The sequence below is a fragment of the Candidatus Cloacimonadota bacterium genome, from assembly GCA_020532085.1.
In the GTDB taxonomy this organism is placed as follows: Bacteria; Cloacimonadota; Cloacimonadia; order Cloacimonadales; family Cloacimonadaceae; genus Syntrophosphaera.
In genome coordinates this window covers 185205-203710 of the sequence record JAJBAV010000001.1, presented here as the reverse complement: position 1 = coordinate 203710, position 18506 = coordinate 185205, and the positions used below count along the sequence as shown (strand labels likewise).

The 18506-nt window shown below is 57.0% G+C and carries 16 protein-coding genes; 11 read left to right on the top strand and 5 right to left on the bottom strand.

The window, feature by feature from the left end; all coding sequences use genetic code 11:
• Window positions 1-8 precede the first annotated feature (8 nt).
• From LHW45_00800 to efp, 4 genes are all read right to left on the bottom strand, one after another.
• Window positions 9-914, bottom strand: a complete 906-nt coding sequence (locus LHW45_00800) for a PorV/PorQ family protein (protein MCB5284124.1) — start codon at window positions 912-914, stop codon at window positions 9-11.
• Between the two features lie 13 nt (window positions 915-927).
• Complete coding sequence (locus tag LHW45_00795) at window positions 928-4038, bottom strand: M6 family metalloprotease domain-containing protein (GenBank protein MCB5284123.1); 3111 nt, start codon at window positions 4036-4038, stop codon at window positions 928-930.
• Window positions 4039-4231: 193 nt separating this feature from the next.
• Window positions 4232-4441 carry a hypothetical protein gene (locus LHW45_00790; protein MCB5284122.1) on the bottom strand — a complete coding sequence of 70 codons (210 nt, stop codon included), beginning with the start codon at window positions 4439-4441 and terminating at the stop codon, window positions 4232-4234.
• A gap of 46 nt (window positions 4442-4487) precedes the next feature.
• Entirely contained in the window at window positions 4488-5051 is a 564-nt protein-coding gene (gene efp / locus LHW45_00785) for an elongation factor P (protein MCB5284121.1), read from the bottom strand.
• Between the two features lie 158 nt (window positions 5052-5209).
• Between efp and LHW45_00780 the strand changes: the two genes are divergently transcribed.
• Window positions 5210-6331, top strand: a complete 1122-nt coding sequence (locus tag LHW45_00780; GenBank protein MCB5284120.1) for a hypothetical protein — start codon at window positions 5210-5212, stop codon at window positions 6329-6331.
• A 1189-nt stretch (window positions 6332-7520) separates the two neighbouring features.
• Here the strand turns inward: LHW45_00780 and LHW45_00775 are convergent.
• Window positions 7521-9545: a peptidyl-prolyl cis-trans isomerase gene (locus LHW45_00775; protein ID MCB5284119.1), complete on the bottom strand. Its 2025-nt coding sequence runs from the start codon at window positions 9543-9545 to the stop codon at window positions 7521-7523.
• Window positions 9546-9734: 189 nt separating this feature from the next.
• Here LHW45_00775 and LHW45_00770 point away from each other — a divergent pair, with 189 nt between their 5' ends.
• The 10 genes from LHW45_00770 to LHW45_00725 all read left to right on the top strand — a co-directional run bounded on the left by LHW45_00770 (window position 9735) and on the right by LHW45_00725 (window position 18496).
• A complete protein-coding gene (locus tag LHW45_00770; GenBank protein MCB5284118.1) occupies window positions 9735-10166 on the top strand; it encodes a prepilin-type N-terminal cleavage/methylation domain-containing protein in 432 nt (143 codons plus the stop codon).
• Window positions 10167-10181: 15 nt separating this feature from the next.
• Window positions 10182-11240 carry a type IV pilus twitching motility protein PilT gene (locus LHW45_00765; protein MCB5284117.1) on the top strand — a complete coding sequence of 353 codons (1059 nt, stop codon included), beginning with the start codon at window positions 10182-10184 and terminating at the stop codon, window positions 11238-11240.
• The gene (locus LHW45_00760) at window positions 11240-11695 is read left to right on the top strand and encodes a prepilin-type N-terminal cleavage/methylation domain-containing protein (GenBank protein MCB5284116.1); all 456 of its coding nucleotides are present in this window, start codon (window positions 11240-11242) and stop codon (window positions 11693-11695) included. The genes LHW45_00765 and LHW45_00760 overlap by 1 nt, the downstream gene beginning before the upstream one ends.
• Window positions 11696-11772: 77 nt before the next feature.
• Window positions 11773-12309 (top strand): hypothetical protein, encoded by a 537-nt coding sequence (locus LHW45_00755; GenBank protein ID MCB5284115.1) that lies wholly within the window; start codon window positions 11773-11775, stop codon window positions 12307-12309.
• Between the two features lie 30 nt (window positions 12310-12339).
• Window positions 12340-14226, top strand: a complete 1887-nt coding sequence (locus LHW45_00750; protein MCB5284114.1) for a hypothetical protein — start codon at window positions 12340-12342, stop codon at window positions 14224-14226.
• 31 nt (window positions 14227-14257) lie between these two features.
• Window positions 14258-15328 (top strand): pilus assembly protein PilM, encoded by a 1071-nt coding sequence (locus tag LHW45_00745; protein MCB5284113.1) that lies wholly within the window; start codon window positions 14258-14260, stop codon window positions 15326-15328.
• Between the two features lie 10 nt (window positions 15329-15338).
• Window positions 15339-15944: a hypothetical protein gene (locus LHW45_00740; protein MCB5284112.1), complete on the top strand. Its 606-nt coding sequence runs from the start codon at window positions 15339-15341 to the stop codon at window positions 15942-15944.
• On the top strand, window positions 15941-16492 hold the full coding sequence (gene pilO, locus LHW45_00735; GenBank protein MCB5284111.1) for a type 4a pilus biogenesis protein PilO: 552 nt from the start codon (window positions 15941-15943) through the stop codon (window positions 16490-16492). Before LHW45_00740 ends, pilO begins: the two co-directional genes overlap by 4 nt.
• Window position 16493: 1 nt before the next feature.
• Window positions 16494-17039, top strand: a complete 546-nt coding sequence (locus LHW45_00730; protein ID MCB5284110.1) for a hypothetical protein — start codon at window positions 16494-16496, stop codon at window positions 17037-17039.
• 32 nt (window positions 17040-17071) lie between these two features.
• A complete protein-coding gene (locus LHW45_00725) occupies window positions 17072-18496 on the top strand; it encodes a hypothetical protein (protein ID MCB5284109.1) in 1425 nt (474 codons plus the stop codon).
• Window positions 18497-18506 lie beyond the last annotated feature (10 nt).

Genomic DNA, 18506 nt, shown 5'->3' with positions numbered 1-18506 from the left:
TTCATCGCTTAGAAATGGTAGCTGAGGCCGAGGGAATGCACGTCGCTGAGTTGGCTGGAAAACGTGGCCCAGCCATAGTCGATGCCCAGGCTTTTCCAGCGCAGGCCCAGGCCGGCTGTGAGGTCCTCGGCGTCGTGGTTGATCTTATAGCCGGCGCGCAGCAGGGCCAGGCCGTGGAGGTTGAACTCCGCGCTTAGAGCGCCCTTCCAGTTTTCGTCTATGGCCTTGATCCCGCTCAGTTCCACTTCGATGGAGTTTTCCCCCAGCTCGAATTTCTTGCTGAGGTCCATTTCCAGGCTTACGGGGAAGAGGGTGCGTTCCTCGTTCATGGCGGAGGAAAAGCCCAGGTTGCGCACGGCCAGGTTGAATCTGCTGTCTTGCACGGGTGTGAGCCAGGTGATGCCCAGATCGGTGTGGAGGCCATAGCTGGAATCGGTGTTCAGCTTTTCATAGGCGATCCCGGCGTTGATCCCGGCGTAAAGCGAGGGTGAGACCCGCAGGGCGTAGTTTCCCAACAGATCCACATTCAGGGGTGAATAGCTGCCGAGCAGTTCGCCGTTTTCGTCGCGGATCTCCAGCACGCCGTAATCCAGGGTGCGCAGGGCCAGGCCGAAGTGGGTCCTGCGGTCGGAAACGGAGTAGTAGAGGTTGTTGGCGGCCGTGTCTTCCAGCCAGAGCATATGGCTGGCACCCAGGGCGCGATGGCTGCTGAGGGCAGAGGCTGCAGGCTGGCGCAGGAAAGCCGCAAGGTCACTTCCGCTGCCGATGCCCCGACCGGCCAGGCCCAGGGCCACGGGATTGCTGCTCACGTCCAGGAACTGGTAGCCGTATTCGCCAGCATGGCCATGGATTCCGGCCGGCAGAGCGCTAAACGCGGCCAGCGCCAAAACTATTGTCAGGAGTAGGTTTTTCATCTGTTTTGCTCCGTTATTTTTCCACCGCGAATTTGATGCTGCGGGAGTCCCGGTCGCCTGAGACCACGCAGATATAGACGCCGCTGCGTAGCCTGTCCGCCGGGAGGTCGATCACATCGCGGTTGCGCAGCCAGGCCTTGGCGGTGCTGGACTGGCGGTAGATCAGGCTTCCGTTGATATCGAAGATCTTTACTTCCAGGGCGGTGTCGCGGCTGGTCATGACGTTCAGGGTGAGTTGTTGCGCGTAGATGGATTTGAGGGGATTGGGGAAGATGTAGAATTCGCCGGGCACGAAAAGTTCCGTGGTCTCATACTGGTTTGGGAATTCGCTGCCGTCACGGCTGGCCTGGCGGAGCAGGGAGCCGTATTCAGCGTTCCAGCCGGACTGGAGGTCGGCCAGGGAGGCTTCCGGCAAGGCCTGGCGGTAGATGGAGCCGTCGTCCGAAGCCAGCCAGGCGTAGATAAGGCCGTCGGACCCCGGGGCGATGAAGGGCAGGTTGCGGCTGCGGCGCCCGAAGGAGACAGGGTAGCCGGGTTTGGCGCGGAAATTATCTTCCCAGCAATGCAGCCGGTTGAACCCGAAGGAGCCGAGCAGCTCTTTTTTCCCGTCGTGATCGATGTCCGCGGCCAGCACTCCGGAGCTGAAGGCCAGTGAATCCGAAGCGGCCAGATTGAGCGCAGCCGGGCTCATGCGCGAGCCGGCATAATCGATCACCGCCACACCGCGGTCGGAGGAAATGAGCAGGTCCAGGGTGCCGTTCACGTCCCAGTCCTCGATGCTCAGCGGCGCGGTGGACCGCAGATCGTGAACATAGGGAAACCCCGGCAGGAGGTTGTTGTTTGAGTCAAAGGCGTAAATGGAATTCAGGCACTGGACGATCACCTCGCCCTGGCTGGAAGGGTTCTGCGGAGTGATCGGCGCCACGAAAACCGCCACCACGGTGGAGTCCGAAGGAACGTCCAGAAGGCGGCAATCAGCGATCATGGGGTAATTCGGGGCCAGTTGCCAGACACAGAACATGCTTTCCTGCCGGGAAGGGATGTAGAGTTGGTCGCGGAACCAAGCTAGATTCGATATGATCGGGTATTCAAACTCAATCAGGGCGTCCACTCCGGCTTCGCCCGGCTCGTACTGGTAGATCCAGCTGGCCTGGGAGTTCACGTCGTTCAGGGGCAGATACAGAATGTTATCGTCGCTGAGGGGATGGGTGGCCCAGCGTTTGTTTCCGAAGGTGTGCAAGTATTCGCCTCCGGAGGAGCTCAAACGGTAGAGCCGGGCCAGGTTTTCCACCTGCATGGGAAAGTAGAAATCGATGCCGTCCCAGACGTAGGTGTATTCGATGGGGTCGCGGTAGAGGGGAAATCCCGGCAAGGGCAGCTCGTCCTTGAAAATGTGGATCGCTCCGTCGGGCTGGGGATAAACCAGCTCCGGGCCGCCGTCACCGTCGAAATCCACGCTGCAGGCGTTGATGTGGTTCTCACCGCTGTAGCCGGTGGAAAGCCTCCAGCCAAAGCTCACGGAGAAGGTCATGTTCTTGCCGCTGGCGCTGATGTCGTAAATTTCCACCGGGATGCCGCCGTAATAGCTGGCCGCGGTGGGCAAAGAGAGCATCCCGTTGTGGGATTGCATCCCGAAATAGTCGTTGTTGCCGGCGCGGAAGCTGTCGTAAGGACTGCCGTACTTGTACTGGTCGGCCGCCGCGACGTCCAGATGCTGGATGCCGTCGGCTTCCTCAAGGTCGATGCCCTTGTGCTGGGCATGGGCGTTGATGGTGTTGAGGTCGAAATTGGCGGTGAAATTCTGGGCGATCACGTTCTCATCGATGTGCCAGATCAGCAGCCCGGAACCGTCCACGGGTATGGAAGAGCCGGTGGGGATGGGCCCGCCCAGGCCGGGCAGCATGAAATCCCACTCACTGCCTTTGTAGCGGTTTTCCATGAAATTGAAGTAGGGCAGTTCCGGATAGTTTTCATAGTAGTCCTGCTCGCCTTCGGGCAGCAGGTTGAAGCTGTAGCTGGGCTGGAAGCTGTAGGGATCGAGGCTGCCGTCGGGGTTCTGCTGGCGGTTTTCCACCAGGAAATACTCGCTGTCCGAGATGGGGATCTTGTAAACCCGGTCGGAAACCAGCATGTGGTTCAGGAAGTGCGATACGGAAAGGTTGGCGGCCGATTCCGTGATGGTAACCGGTGTTTCCCAGCCCAGCAGCGTCCGGCACCAGGGGCTTACCTGCGCGGGAACATAGCCGCTGGCGTTCCAAATTCCCGTTCCCATCAGGCCCCAGTTGCCGATGCCCTGCGAACTGCCGTTGCTGGAATCGTTGTCAAAGAGGCTGGGCAAGCCCAGAACGTGGCCGAACTGATGGGCCAGCACACCGTAGATGCTGAAGAGGTAGGCTTCGGCGTTGTCCTCGCCTTCACTGGGAAAATAGTCTTGAAACTCGTGTTCCGGCACGATCACGATGTTGGTGAGGTGGGTTCCGTCAGCCGGATAGCCAGGATAGGCGTCGTTTTCCTCGTCAAACCAGAGTTGCAGCCGTCCGCGGGTGAGGAAGGTGGACCAGATCTCATCTTGGTTGTAGCCGTTGATGTCAGATTCCTGGCCCGCCCCGGCGTGAAAGACGATCAAGCCGCCAAACTGGCTGAAATCTATCTCGGGATCGGCCAGTTGGATCAGTTCCTGCGTGAAATCCTTCAGGCCCGCGTCTGTGGTGTCGGCCACGTCATGCCCGTAATGGGCCAGGGGTTGGGACAGGGTGAAGACGTTGGGATGCAGGGTGTAGCTCAGCTGGTAGGCGCCGTGGGAGGCGTCGTTGAAATAGTCGCCCAGATGGAGCATCCAACGGTCGAAAAAGACCTCATTGTGTGCCAGTTGGTCCGGATACTGGGGGGTGGAGATGAACTGGACGTCGCTGAACTGCACCCTCAGCACCAGAATGTTGTTGGGAAGCTCTTTGGGCGTTTCCGCCGCCCGGAGTGAGCCAAGTTCGGAAACCGAAAGCCGTGTGGACCGGTAACCAGGCGGAACATGGCCGTGCCGCGGATGCGGAGGCACCATAGCGCCCAGCAGGCCCGCCAGCGCGAGCGCCGTGATCAGGCACAAGGCCTGTTTTGTTCTTGAAAGCATTTAAAAGCTCTCCCTGACTGCAAGATTTTTTAAAAACATAAACCCATTCCGCCACGCGCGGCGCCAAATAAAGAAACACAAAACCCATAAATCCGCCGCGCCAAAGCCTGTCAATAAAAAAACCCGCCCATCCGGAATGCTGAAGCCGGACCAGGCGGGTCCAATTTGCGGCGTCATCGCCTTGGCTGTTGTCTTACAGGGTTTTACCAGCCAGGAAATCCGCCTCGTTGCACTTGCAGACTTTGGCAAATCCATAGCGCGGGGTCCAGCCCTCGCTGCCTTTTTTGCGGTTCGAAATGACCTTGACCTGTTTGATCTCGGTGTTGCACACCGGGCAGATCATCTTGCCTTCGTTGGATATCTCGTGAGCCAGTTTGGCGGCAAAGCTCTTAACTTTTCCCATGGTTTCCTCTCTCGCGCCGGGCGGCGCTTGCCTTATATGTTATTGTTTAGTTCGCTCTTTCTAAATATTCGCCGCTGCGGGTGTCGATCTTCACCTTGTCTCCGCTGTTCACGAAGAAGGGAACGATGAGCCGTAGCCCGGTTTCTGTGTAAGCGGTTTTGCCACTGCCGGAAGCGGTGTTGCCTTTCACGTTCGGTTCGCATTCGGCGATGGTCTGCACCACGTTCACAGGCAGTTCCAGGCCCAGGATCTCGCCGCTGGGGGCAAACATGATGGTGAGTTCCATGTTTTCCATCATCAGCTTGGCCAGGTCGCCGATCACATGGCTGTCAACGGTAAGCTGTTCGTAGGTTTCGGTATCCATCATCACGTAGAATTCACCATCGCGATAGAGATATTCCATCTTGCGGCGTTCCACGCGCACTTCGTTGAAATTGTCGCTTTCGCGCCAGGTGTTGTCCACAACCTTGCCTGTGCGAACGTTTTTGAGCTTGCTGCGCATGAACGCGGGGCCTTTGCCCGGTTTCACGTGCAAAAATTCGACCACTTCCCAGAGGTCGTCCTTGAATTCTATGATCATCCCGTTGCGGATGTCGGACATGGTTGCCATAGTGTTATGTTCCTTAAAGATTTATCTCAGAAAAGCCACAAAATCCGGCCCCGGCTTTTTGGCAAGGATTTTCTTGCGCGGATTTTCCCTTGACAGGATGGGCGCCTTTCCGCCAAAGTTCCTGAACTCTTAAATTACTTGCCCACAAAGGATGGACCATGCCCGTTACGCTCACCGAAGTAAAGACCCCCCGCGACATGAAACGCTTTGTGTACCTGCCCGAAGTGATCAACGCCGGCCGCCCCGGCTGGGTGCCGCCGCTTTATGATGACGACAAAGCCGTGCTCAATCCCAGGAAGAACCCCGCCCTCAGCTACTGCGAAACCGTGTATATGCTGGCCTGGAAGGACAGCAAGTGCGTGGGCCGCGTGGCCGCCATCATCAACCGCAAATACAACGAATACGCGAAGGTGAAGACCGGCCGATTCGGCTGGTTTGAGGCCATCGACGACCTCGAGGTGGTGAAAGCGCTGGTGGGCTTCGCGGAAAACTGGCTCAAAGAACGCGGGATGACCAGGATCGTGGGCCCGATGGGCTTCACCGAGGAAGATCCCGAAGGCCTCATCTTCATGGGCTACCACGAGAATCCCACCCTTGCCTGTTATCAGAACACCCCCGTGATGAACCAGTTTCTGGAGCAGCTCGGCTACGGCAAGGAACTTGACTGGTTCGTTTACAAGCTGGACATCGTGAAGACGATGACCCCGCTGTACAAAAAGATGTTCGAGCGCGCCAGCCGCAGCACCCTCTTCCGCCTGAAGGAATTCACGGCCAAAAAAGAGCTCAAAGCTTACATCCGGCCCATCTTCAAGCTCATGAACGACTGCTTCGTGGACATCTACGGATATTCCCCCCTCAGCGACCACGATGTGGACCATCTGGCCAAACGCTACATGCCCCTGCTGGAACCCCGCTTCATCAAGGTGGTGGAAACTCCCGAAGGCGAAGTGGTCGGCTTCATCGTCTCCATTCCCAACTTTTCACCCGGGATCGTCAAGGCCCGCGGACGCCTCTTTCCCCTCGGCTTCCTGTACATCATGAACGCTTCCAAGAAAACCACCCAGCTGGATAATTATCTCGGAGCCGTCAAACCCGAATTCCGCGGCAAAGGCGTGGACATCCTGATGGGTTACGCCCAGCTTAAAACCGCCGCCGCCGCTGGCTTCAAGATCATGGACAGCCACCATGAGATGGAGGAAAACACCCTCGTGCGCGCCGAAATGGAACGCACCGGCGCCGAGATCTACAAAAAATTCCGCCTCTATTCCAAGGACCTGTAGAACAAAGCCCCCAGCCGATAACAGCTATTCCGGCGATGCTTCCTCCAGTATTATGGGAAGTTCACCAAGCTTATGCCTCCCGCCTGATCCCCGCCTCAAGTGCGGGTATCGGGCGGGAGGCCTTCGAGGCCCGACCGATCTGGCTTTAGGACGCGACCGCCCATGTTGTTGCGTGGTTCCGGCCTCTGCCCACCACCGATGGGTCGATCGCCAATTTTTCCCATAATTCCAATAATTCCCCTGCCTTCACCCCCCCCCCAAAAATAATGAAATGGGGTTAACAGGGCGATATCCGTTAAGGTAAAGCCTCGCAGAAGCGGCAGAACGATAGCGAAGGTGTGTAAGCCCCCTTGTAAGGCGGATCGGGCCACCCCCAATAAGCCTCGCAGAGGCGACAGAACGATAGCGAGGGTGTGGAGGCGCGGCTCAGCCGCGGCGGAATCCCTCGTACACAGAGTATATCAAACCTTTTTCCAAGGCCACCACCCCACCCCGAAACGCACCGCGTTTTGGGGTGGGGTGGTGGCAATTTTCATTAATCATCGTTCTGCCGCGTTACGAGGGGCTCACGCACCCTCGCTATCGTTCTGCCGCCTCTGCGAGGCTCTGCCTGGGGTTGGGGGTTCGGGTGACGAGGGGTTCCGCCCGCTGCGCTCACGCACCCTCGCTATCGTTCTGCCGCCTCTGCGAGGCTCTGCCTGGGGTTGGGGGTTCGGGTGACGAGGGGTTCCGCCCGCTGCGCTCACTTCACACCCTCGCTATCGTTCTGCCGCCTCTGCGAGGCTCTGTGTGGGGTTGGGGCTTCGCGTGACGAGGGGTTCCGCTCGCTGCGCTCACTTCACACCCTCGCTATCGTTCTGCCGCCTCTGCGAGGCTCTGCCTGGATGCTGGCGCTGGCGTCGAGCGAAGAAAGAGCATTGACGACGGCAGATATATCCCGCCCTCCCTGCATGATACGCGTCTGGGACCATCTGGTGACAAAGCCAGCCTGTTCTTTCCCGGACGACAGCCACCTCGGCCGGTTACAATTGCTGTAGTCCATGCTCGCAGCGTTCGCTGGAAGCCAGGACCCGCCGGATACCATGATGCCGCGCCGGCATGACGGCTTTGGCGGCAGCAAACAGCTTTGGCGCAAGCAAAAAACCCCGCCGGAGCGGGGCTGATTATCTTCGGATAGCTGGGGGTTTGTTTATTCCTCGATCTCGAGAACGGCGTTGCCTTCCAGGGAGTCGATCATGAACTGGGCGGATTCGTTGAGTTCGCCGCTGGGATATTTGATCAGGAAGTCCTTGAAGAGCTGGAGGGCCTGGGCTTCGTCCTTGAGTTCCTCGGCGATCAGGAAGGCCTTCATGAAGGAGGCGCGGTAGTCGTCGGCGCCGTTGGCGAAATTTTTGATGATTTGGTCGTAGAAAGAGATGGCATCCTTGAAATTGCGTTGGCGGGCAGAGTTGTCGGCCATGGTGAAGAGGTCTTCGGCTTTCAGTTCCAGGCTGAGCTTTTCGGGATATTTCACCATGTTGAATTCTTCGAAGAGCTCTTGCGTGACCGTTTCCTGCTGGGTGGTCTGGCGCTGGTTCTTGAGCATTCCGTAGATGCGGGGTTCCAGTTCCGTGAAGCTTTGCGCGGTGGGCGGAGTTTCTTCCAGAGTGCGGAAGAAGAGGATGTCGCCGCTGGCGGCAGTGAAGACAGGGCTGATGTAGCCGACAGGGTTGTCCCAGACCATGTCGCAGAAAGCCTGATCGGGTCCGACGCCGGTGATGATGCCGTTGTCGTAGATGTTTTGCAGCACATTGAGCTGAGGTTTGGTCGATTTATCGGCTATGAGCTTGTCGATGCGCGTCTGGTCGTTGAAACCGGCGTAGAGGTCATACTTGCCGCGGGCTGTTTCCGCCTCACCGGCATCGGTGAACCAAAGGACCTCGATCTTGCGGTGGGCGGGAGTGGTGTATTCGCCGATGTGTTCGTCGTAATAGGCTTTTGCTTCCTCGCTGCTGATCTGGATGGAATCCACCACCAGCTGGCGGAAGGCCTTGTTCAGGATGTAGTAGCGCCTCATCTGCTCGAAATCGGGGTTGTCCGCCAGGTACTGGGTGTAATTTTGCTCCTTGGCGTCAGCGTAGAGCAGGCTGCGGATGAGTTCCTGGTCCAGCAGTTGTTGGGCGGCCTCGCCTTTGCTGAAGAAGAGCTGTTCCTGCTGCGAGAGCTGGGCATAGCGGTCCAGGAGGGTGGCCACGGTGATGTTGAGGTCGGGATTGGTGGAGGAGATGAGGTTGAGGTCCAAGATCGCTTCGTTTTTGGCGCGGTCCTTGAGGTCGATCTCGCCAACGCGGGAGGTATCCACCGCCACGGAGTACTTGGTTTTGAGGCGGCCGGTGAGTTCGTTCAGCAGCCTGGTTTCCACTCCCGGGCGGGCGCGTTGGTCAAGCTCGGGCATCACTTCCTCGACAGGTTTCTGGCGTCCGGCCTTGTAATCCAGGGTTTGGAAGACATGCCAGCCGCTGTTGGTTTTGAAGGGTCCATAGACTTCGGTGGGGCTGGGCTGGGAATCGGCGATGTGTTTTTCCAGCACGAGATCGTTGCCAACGCCGGGGATGTTGCCGTTGAGGCGGATGTTTTTGACCACGCCCTTGATCCCTTTGGCATAGGCGTTGATGCTGTAGGCGTCGGAAACTTCGGCCCAGCTTTTCCCGGCCTTGATCTCGGCGATGGCGGCGAGGGCATCAGCCTCATCCTTGGTTTGGATGTAGTTGATGGTTACATTGGGAAAATCGTAGAAGGCCTGTTTATTGTCGTCGTAGTATTTTTGTTTGTCGGCTGTGGTAACGATCACGAGGTCGCTCACGTTGCGCTTGTAGTATTCCTGGATGAAGAACTGGCGGGTTCCGGCCTCGATGAGCTTGAGGATTTCCGGGTCCTTGTCCACCCCCAGCTGGATCGCTTTGGCCATGAAGGCCTCTTCGACGGCCATGATGTCCAGCACCTGGGTCTGCCCTTCCACGGTGCGGTAGCGGCCCTGCTGGTTCACAGGCAGGTGGGAGATCTTGGCGTCCAGGTCCTTGCGGGTGATCACTCCTGAGTCCCATTCGGCGAGGACGTCAGCTTCGTTGAGCCGGTTCTGGTTTTTGAGTTCGGTGGGGGCGGTCTCTTCCGCGAAACAGGTGGCAATGCCCACAGCCACGATCAGGGCGAATGTAAGCCAACGCGATAAATGCATGTTTATCTCCTTAAGTAATCTGAGTGATTTTAAAGCAGATGCAAAAAAAAGATTGGACAAGAATGCGTCAAGATATTTATTGGAATCTCATGGATATGGAAATTTCCCTGAGAATTGGCACGCAACGTGCAAACGTGAAAGCAACCTGAAAAAAAGTTCCGCAAGGAGGAAATACAAATGCTCAGGAAACTGAAAAACCAGAAGGGTTTCACCCTTATCGAAGTTCTTGTGGTGGTGATCATCGTCGCCATCCTGGCAGCCCTGGCCGTTCCGATCTACATGCGCTACGTGGAGAAGTCCCGTTCCGCGGAAGCTCAGACCGCCATTGGCGCCATCCGCAACACCTATAAAGTTTACGCCCAAACCTATGGCAGCACTCAGGATTACACCATTGAGCGCGCCCTAAAGGAAACCAACCTCGACGCCAGCACCACCCGGTATTGGAAGTTTGAAGTAACCGGCAACCCACCCAAAAAGTACATCGCCACATCCCAAGAAGAATTCCCCGGCGGACCGGACAAACAGGTGTGGTTCGACGTTGATGAAGGCAAGTTCCACGGTTATGGTGTGGACCAGTTCACCGATCCGAACACGGAAGGAGTGGAAGCCGACACCGAGTAACCTGGAGGGATCAACTTGACTATCCACGAATTGTTACGCTTCACGGCGGAAGCCGGGGCCTCGGACCTGCACATCGCGGCCGGCGCGCATCCCATGGTGCGCGTGAACGGCAAGATGAAAAGGCTGAACCTACCCATCCTGTCGGTGGAAGAGGTGGAAACCCTGGTCTTTGGGGTGATGAACGAAGTCCAGCAGGAAATGTTCAAGGAACACCTGGAGATCGACTTTTCCACCAAGCTCAGCAACGACGTGCGCTTCCGCGTGAACGCATTCCATCAGATCAACGGGATATCCTGCGCCTTCCGCGTGATCCCGAACGAGATCAAAAGCTACGATGAACTGCATCTGCCGGACATCCTGAAAAAGCTTACGCACAAGGAAAAGGGACTGATCCTGGTGACCGGCCCCACCGGCAGCGGCAAATCCACCACCCTGGCCACGATGATCGATTCGATCAACGACAACCGCTATTGCCACATCATCACGGTGGAAGACCCCATCGAGTTTGTGCACAAAAGCAAGAACAGCCTGATCAACCAGCGCGAGCTGGGGCACGACACCTGGAGTTTCACGGCGGCGCTGAGAAGCGCTCTGCGTGAGGACCCGGACGTGATCCTGGTGGGCGAAATGCGCGATCTGGAGACGGTGTCGTTGGCGTTGACAGCCGCCGAAACCGGCCATCTGGTTTTTGCCACCCTGCACACCGGCAGTTGCACCAAGTCCATCGACCGCATCATCGACATGTTCCCCAAGGAACAGCAACAGCAGGTGCGCTCGATGCTCTCCGAATCCCTGGAAGCCGTGCTCTCCCAAACATTGCTGCCCACCAAGGACGGCAAGAGCCGGGTGCCCGCCCTGGAGATCATGGTGGCCAACACCGCGGTGCGCAACCTGATCCGCGAGGAAAAGACCTACCAGATCCCCTCGATCATTCAGGCCAGCACCAAGGAAGGCATGCAAACCCGCGACCAGTCGCTTTACAACCTGGTGATGAACAACCTGGTGGAAAGGACCATCGCGGAGGAATTTGCCGAAAATCCCAAGCAGTTCGCCTCCGGCGCGGGATTTAACTGATGCATGAACATGAATTAAGCACGGTGAAGCCGCTTGGCCTGCTCAGCAGGCAAAGCGGCATCACCCTTTTGGAAACCCTGGCGGTGGTGGCCGTGCTCGCGGTGATGATCGTCACCGTGTACATCGGCATCGTTTACGCGGAGCGGCAACTCCTCACCAATTACCGCGACCGGGTGGCCACCCTGCTGGTCACAGGAGAGCTGGAGATGGAATATTACCGCCATTCGCGCAGCAAACCCTTCGAACTGCAGGTGAACAAGCAGTATGTCCTCGACGACAACAACCCGGACCGCGTTGTGCGCGGCAACATGACGATCGTGAGCCGCAACGCCCAGGAAACATCCAACGAGCAGTTGCTGAACTACATACAGCTGGAGGCAACCTTCAGGTGGATCGATCCCGGCTCCCGGAACGAACGCTACATCCGCATGCGGGAAGACTATTTCATCCCCTGAATAATATGAATACCAACGAAACTTTTAGAAACTCACTGCTCGGCCGCCAACGCGGCGTTACCTTAGCTGAGCTTATCGTGGTAATGGCGATCTCGGTGATGCTGATCTTTGTGGCAGCGGTGGGCATTGGCACCTTTTTCAGCAAATACCGGGAACTCACCGCCTGGGCCGAGCTGCAGAAGGACGCCTTGGACTGCCTTAACCAGATCAAGAACGGCGTGCCGGTGGGCAACGTGCAGGACATGGAATATTATGGGGTGGCCAACGCCCTGAGGCTGCGGCTCACCAACACCACCACCAACTCCGCCACCGGACTGCGCGTCACCCCGCCCACGGACAAAGGCCTGGAAACGCCAGATTACGCGCACTTTTACCTCTACGACGGGGCGGTGCGTTGCACCTACGTGCACCGGGGAGTTCAGGTGGCCTCGCCGCTGTACATCTTTCCCAAACAGGAAAACCTGGATGACATGATCGTGGACAAATTTTTGTTCACCAAGGTCAATCCGGATCAGGACGTGCTGGCCGTGCAGGTGGAACTGCACGCGCGGGTGAGGACCGGCGAGGACAAGTTCCGTGCGGTGAAATTCACCACCAAGATGGTAAAAAAATGAGTAAGCCAAAATTCCTGAAAGGGAGGTTTCATGTTTAAGATGTTCCAGCGTCCCAGCGGAAACATCGCCATCGCGATGCTGCTGGCGGTGATCGGGGTCATGTCCGGATTCACCCTGTCCAGCCTGGCCATGCGTGACGTGGTGGCTTTCCAGTTCGATTTTGAGGGCTTCCAAAGCATGATCCTGTTGCGCAGCGAGGCCTACCGCGGCCAGAAGATCGCGCAGAAGATGGGCACCGTGCTCATTCCCGTGCGCACTTCCGAACGCAGCGTGGAGATCGTGAACTCGGCGATGCGCAAGACTTTCAGGATCCAATCGCTGCTCTCCAAGGGCGGACTGAACATTATCACGGACGACGTGGTGATGGGCGACCAGGCCCAGCAGACCCAGGTCAAATCGCTGGTCCGTTCCAAATCCGGGATCGGGCAAACGGCGATGATGAACCCCAAGTTTTCCCTGATCCGCAAATATGGCATCTACACCCTGGAAACCGAGACTTTTGCCAAATACATGTATTTCACGGACACCGACGAATCACCCAACGCCACCAACGTTTACTTTCACGGCCCGGACATCCTCCACGGCCGCGTGCACAGCAACACCGACATTTGGATCAAGAAGACCTCCGGTGGCGTGAACAACGGCTGGCCGATCTTCTACGGCTGGGTTTCCACCAACGGGGAGGTGATCTCGTTCTCCGGCTCCTATTCTGAGAGCGAGGTTTTCCAGGGCGGCCTCTCGGAAGGCTACGCCTACACCATTTTCCCGGACGAAGCCTCCAGCATCCGCCGGAGGGGCAACACTGTGGGCCCCGCCTATTTCGATCCAGACCACATCATGTATGTGGATGTGGAAGGCGCCGGCTACACCGCCTATCTGGGCGACATTCAGGACCCCTACCGCCAATACGCGGACGTGCACAATCCCTATCCGCCCGTGGACCCGGACACTTATCTGTACCAGAATCAATACGACGTGCGCGACACCGTCTGGTCATTCTTCAACAACGGCACCGCCCTGAACACCTCCAAGTGGGTGCACAACAAACTTTGGCTCAAGGGTAACTTCGGTTCTTACCAAACCTGGGGCTGCGGCGACACCCTCTTTCTTCTGGCTGACATCACCCTGGTGAACACCACTCCGGGCACCAGCCCCATATCCAACCGCACCGACGTGGTGGGCCTGGTTGCCGAAAAATCGATCGTGGTAAAATATGGTTACCGGGACCCGATCGATTCGCTGCGCGTGCACGGCACCTCCGGTTCCGACACGGGCTTCGGCGGCATCTGGATCTACGCGGCCATGGCCGCTTTGGGCGATGACGGGCCGAACAGTTCGCACGGGGACGGGGTTTTCACCTTTGAATACCAGCATCCCCATCCTTCCGTGCCGGATGTGACGGTGAACAACGTAACCTACACCAAGATCGACCTGCATCGCTACCGCTTTCCCCACACCCCGGGACAGCTTTGGGCCACCAACACCCCCGGCAACCGCAACCTGAGGATCGACTACCCCTGGTACAATCCTCTCTGGCCGGAGCGCGTGCCCTATCTGGAACGTGGTTACATCAACGTTTACGGCTCCATCTCCCAGCGCCGCAGGGGCTTCGTGCACCGCAGCTACTACGACACGGAATGGCCTTCGGACAACAACTGGAACCAGCCCCTGGATTACTGCGGGCCTTCCAGCTCGCCGCAGGCGGTGGGTCACAACGATCCTGTCTTTGGGTTCCAACTCACGAACGTGAACTATACCGGGGCCACAGGATCGGGCACAGGCTACAAAAAGAATTATTATTACGACGACAGGTTCTACCGGATCTCACCGATAGATTTCCCGGAAGTGAACCGCGAGGACGAAACGCCTTTCTCCGCGGTGAACTGGGTGATCAAACGCCCGCCGGAATTCCTGTGATGATATTTAAACGTCAGAGATAAGAGGAACGATGAAGAAAGCGAAAACGACCAAGATCAAAGAATCGGTCGGGATCGACATCGGCAGCCACAGCGTTAAGGTCGTGCATCTGAAAAAGCTGCACGAAGGCTTCAAACTGCTGAATTACGAGATCCGGCCAACAGTGCCGATTGGTGTGGAATACGTGCCCAGCGATCTTCGCCCCGATCGCTTCGCCCCGGTGATCATCGAGATCATGAAAACCCTGCACATCAATCCCAAAAAGATCCAGCATCTGGTAACCTCTGTGGGGGGGGACAACACCAGCATCAAGCAGATCAAGACCATTTTCCTGCCTGATGACGAACTGGAATCGGCCCTGTTCTTCGAGGCTAAGAAACACATCCCCATCAGCGGCACGGACATGGTTCTGGACTTCCAGGTGCTCGACGTCGAGGAGAAAACGAACAACATGAACATCCTCCTGGGCGCCACCTCCAAAGAACTGCTGAACGAACACACCAACACCCTGGTGACGGCCGGATTGAATCCCAACATCGTGGATATTGATTCCCTAGCCGTGGCCAACAGCTTCGCCCTCAACGCCTTTGTGGAGGAAGGAGTGTACGTTTTGCTCAATCTGGGGGCCCACCGCACGAACATGGTCATCTGGGGTCCGGATTCCAAGCTGTTCGCCCGCGACATCCCCTTCGGCGGCTACAACTTCACCCGCGACATCATGCGCAAACGCCAGATGGAATGGGAAGCGGCCGAAAACTACAAGCTGGAATTCGGCCTTCTGGACGATCCCAGCGTGGCCAGCAAGCAAACGATCAGCATGCTGGACATCTCGGAAAAATCCACCGAAGACGTCATCGTGGAAGAACTGCGCCGTTCGCTCCGTTTCTACGTCAAGGAAGCCGGCAACAGTGACTTTCGCAAGCTTTACCTCATGGGCGGAACTGCCAAGCTTAACGGCCTCCGCGAATACATCGAGGAAAAGGTGAGCATTCCCACGGACATTTTCATGCCCTTCATCAATGTGGAAATGCCGGAAAAATTCGCAGACAAAAAGGATCCGCAGCTTGCCCTGGCCATAGGCCTGGCCATGCGGCAGGAATAGGGATGTGAGTATGACACCAAACTTTTTCTTCAGGATAAACCTCAACAAATATGGCGAGATCAAGCTGCAAACCGAGCGGGAAAACAAAGCCTTCCGCAATGCCGTCATCGGCTTCCTGCTGGGGGCTTTGATCATGTTCGCCGGACTCCTGTTGCTGAATAATTCCCTCAAAAAGAAAGTGGATAACCGCAGGAGCTACTATACCAAGATCAATTCACAGCTGAATGAATTTGAAACCAGCGGCGAGTACCTTTCTGTGAATGACGTCACCAAGCTGGCCGAAACCTTCAATGACCGCATCTTCTGGACCAAGAAGCTGGAAGCCCTCAGCCAGGAGATCGACAAGCAGCTGGCCGTGCGCAAGTTCCAGTTCAGCAACGGCGTGCTCACTCTCAACGGGATCATTGAAGTGGACCGGCGCATCCAGGAAGGCGACGTCACTTACGACTTCGTCCAGCGCTTGCAGGCCAACCCTGAGATCAGCAACGACTTCCCCGCGATCAAATCCGGCTCAAAAAACCGGCAGATGGCCAAGGACACCGAGATTCTGGAATTCCTGATCGAATGTTACAGCCGCGATTCGGCGGCCCTGGGCCAGAAGGCGGTGGAACAATGAGAGAGAAATACCTGGTCTTCATCCTGGGCATGATCCTGATCTCCGTGCTGTTTTTCATGCTGGCCGGAAATTCCCTGAAAAAGAATCTCGGCGAGATCGAAAACTATGACAAGAAGATCAAGACAACCCTGGAAAAACTGAACAGCGCCATGATCATGGACCAACAGCTCAGCCAGTTCCGCGAGATCCTCGACAACAGCCTCACCACCGAATCCAAGTTTTCGGTGGACGAGCTCAACAACTTCCAGCGCGAGATCGAAAGGTTGCGCGACCAAAACCAGATGAAGCTGGTCAAGATTTCGGACTCCAACAAGTTCACCCAGTCCGGCATGATCGAAACCACCTACACCATCGAACTGCAAGGCACTTTCCGGCAGATGGGGCAATTCATCTCCGAACTGGAAGCCCAAAACCACATCATCAAGATCCAGTATCTGGATGTGGCGCCGCTGCAGGCAACGGAGAAAAACCAGGCGTCATCCGGCAGTGCCAACATCTACCGGATCACCATGGAACTGTCCATCTTCAAGGTTAAGAAGGAGGCCTGACATGCAATTCAGATATCTCAAAGACCTCGCCATCGCCTTGCTTTTCATTGCCCTGCTGGCCTACGCCATTCGCCTGGTGACTTACAAAGCCCAGAACGACAAGGTGCTGGACCAGTCCAAATACACCAACGAATCTGTCTCAGACACCCTGCGCAGCAAGATCATGTCCATCGAGGAATCCATCCTGGAGCGCAAGAACACTGTCTTCACGGTGGCCTACGATCCGCTTAGGCAGGGCAACATCATCAAGGACCGCTTCGACCTGGCCAAGGAATTCGAAAACGCCCTGCGCAACACCTTCCGCCCCACCGGAACCTACATCGACGAGGAAACCGGGAAACGGCTGGTCACGGTGGAATACCAGGACAAGATCTACACCGGCGGTGTGGGTGACGTGATCGAGGGACGCCGCATCACCTGGATCAATGAACAAAACGTTGGTATTTTCTATGGCGGGCCGCAGACCCTGAGCATTCAGGCCCGTCCCGAAATGCCCGATTTCTCGCAAGAGGATCTCAGGCAACAAAACACCGATCAAAACTATTAATCATGAAAAAATACAACGAAGCTGGAGAAAATATGTTGAACGCCTTCGTGTCCAAACGCTTTATGATCTGCACTCTGATCCTGAGTTTCCTGCTGGGGATCGCAGCCCTGGGTGCACAATCGAGCGCTCTCAGAAAACCCGTGACCCTCAACAGCGTGGACGAACCCCTGTCCTCTGTGCTCAGCACACTGGCCCGTCTCAGCGGCACCAATATCGTGCTGGCAACCGACCAGTCCACTGGTACCGACAGGGAACAGAAACGGGTGACCGTTAGCATCAAGGACGTGCCCATCGAAACCGCCGTCTCACTGGTGGCCAAATCCGCTGGCCTGTCCTACAAGATCTATGGAGAAAACACCTTCTTGGTGGGAACCCAGCAAAACATTGCCGAATCTTCCGGTCAGCGCAGCCACATCATCTACCTTAAGAACCTCGACGCCACCAAGGTAAGCGACGCGCTCACCAACTCCGAGGTCTCCGTGGTCCCGTTGGAAGGCCAGAACGCCATCATGGTCTATGGCAACACCGACACCTTTGAAAGCGTGCGTGACCTGGTGCAGCAGATCGACGTGGCGCAGAAGCAGATCGAGATCCGGGTGCGCCTGATCGAGATCAGCCTCACCGATGCCAAGAAATTCGGCATCGACTGGAGCCGCCTCAACCACCTCACCACCATCATCGCTGAAGATCCCGTGAACGCCATGGGAACAGGATTACCCTACAACTTCAGCGATCCGGACGGCTACCTGCCCTACGGCAACCCCACCGATTTCGAGATCCTGCCGGACCAGCAGTACTTCCAGAGGATCAACGGCTTCAACGACATCGGCCATTTCAGCCGCCAGCTCACCGCCTTCGACATCACCATCGACTGGCTGCTGGAAAACAACGCCGCCAAGCTGCTCACCGACACTCGCGTCACCGCCCTGAACGGCAACGAAGCCCAGATCCACATCGGTGAAGTGGTGCCCTTCGTGGTTACCGACAACGACAAGCAGATCCAGGTGGAGCGTGAGGAAGTGGGCATCATGCTTACGGTTACCCCCACGGTCAACGACGAAGGCCAGATCACCGCGCACATCGCGCCGGAAGTTAGTTCTGTCACGGAACTGGTGGGCGGCTATGTGCCCCGCACCAAGGTGCGCCGCATTTCCTCCACGGTCACCGTGCCCAACGAGCACAAGATCATCGTGGGCGGCCTGCTCAGTTCCAACATCACCCAGAAAGTGAACAAACTGCCGCTCCTGGGCGACATTCCCTTCATCGGCAGGCTTTTCCAGCACCGTCAGGAGCTGGTGGAAAACTCCGATCTGATCATCGAGATCACGCCCCGGCTGATCACTGCCGACCAGATCCGCCTCGATCCCGAGGTTCAGAAATACAAAGACATGGGCGATCCGGTTGTGGACGAACGCCTCACCCGTCGCCTGATTAAATTCGAAAACGACGAAAACTAAGGGGAGATAC

Coding starts and splice junctions, on each gene's coding strand:
- LHW45_00800 (MCB5284124.1), bottom strand. CDS start 914: ATGAAAAACCTACTCCTGACAATAGTTTTGGCGCTGGCCGCGTTTAGC.
- LHW45_00795 (MCB5284123.1), bottom strand. CDS start 4,038: ATGCTTTCAAGAACAAAACAGGCCTTGTGCCTGATCACGGCGCTCGCG.
- LHW45_00790 (MCB5284122.1), bottom strand. CDS start 4,441: ATGGGAAAAGTTAAGAGCTTTGCCGCCAAACTGGCTCACGAGATATCC.
- efp (MCB5284121.1), bottom strand. CDS start 5,051: ATGGCAACCATGTCCGACATCCGCAACGGGATGATCATAGAATTCAAG.
- LHW45_00780 (MCB5284120.1), top strand. CDS start 5,210: ATGCCCGTTACGCTCACCGAAGTAAAGACCCCCCGCGACATGAAACGC.
- LHW45_00775 (MCB5284119.1), bottom strand. CDS start 9,545: ATGCATTTATCGCGTTGGCTTACATTCGCCCTGATCGTGGCTGTGGGC.
- LHW45_00760 (MCB5284116.1), top strand. CDS start 11,240: ATGCATGAACATGAATTAAGCACGGTGAAGCCGCTTGGCCTGCTCAGC.
- LHW45_00750 (MCB5284114.1), top strand. CDS start 12,340: ATGTTTAAGATGTTCCAGCGTCCCAGCGGAAACATCGCCATCGCGATG.
- LHW45_00745 (MCB5284113.1), top strand. CDS start 14,258: ATGAAGAAAGCGAAAACGACCAAGATCAAAGAATCGGTCGGGATCGAC.
- LHW45_00740 (MCB5284112.1), top strand. CDS start 15,339: ATGACACCAAACTTTTTCTTCAGGATAAACCTCAACAAATATGGCGAG.
- pilO (MCB5284111.1), top strand. CDS start 15,941: ATGAGAGAGAAATACCTGGTCTTCATCCTGGGCATGATCCTGATCTCC.
- LHW45_00730 (MCB5284110.1), top strand. CDS start 16,494: ATGCAATTCAGATATCTCAAAGACCTCGCCATCGCCTTGCTTTTCATT.
- LHW45_00725 (MCB5284109.1), top strand. CDS start 17,072: ATGTTGAACGCCTTCGTGTCCAAACGCTTTATGATCTGCACTCTGATC.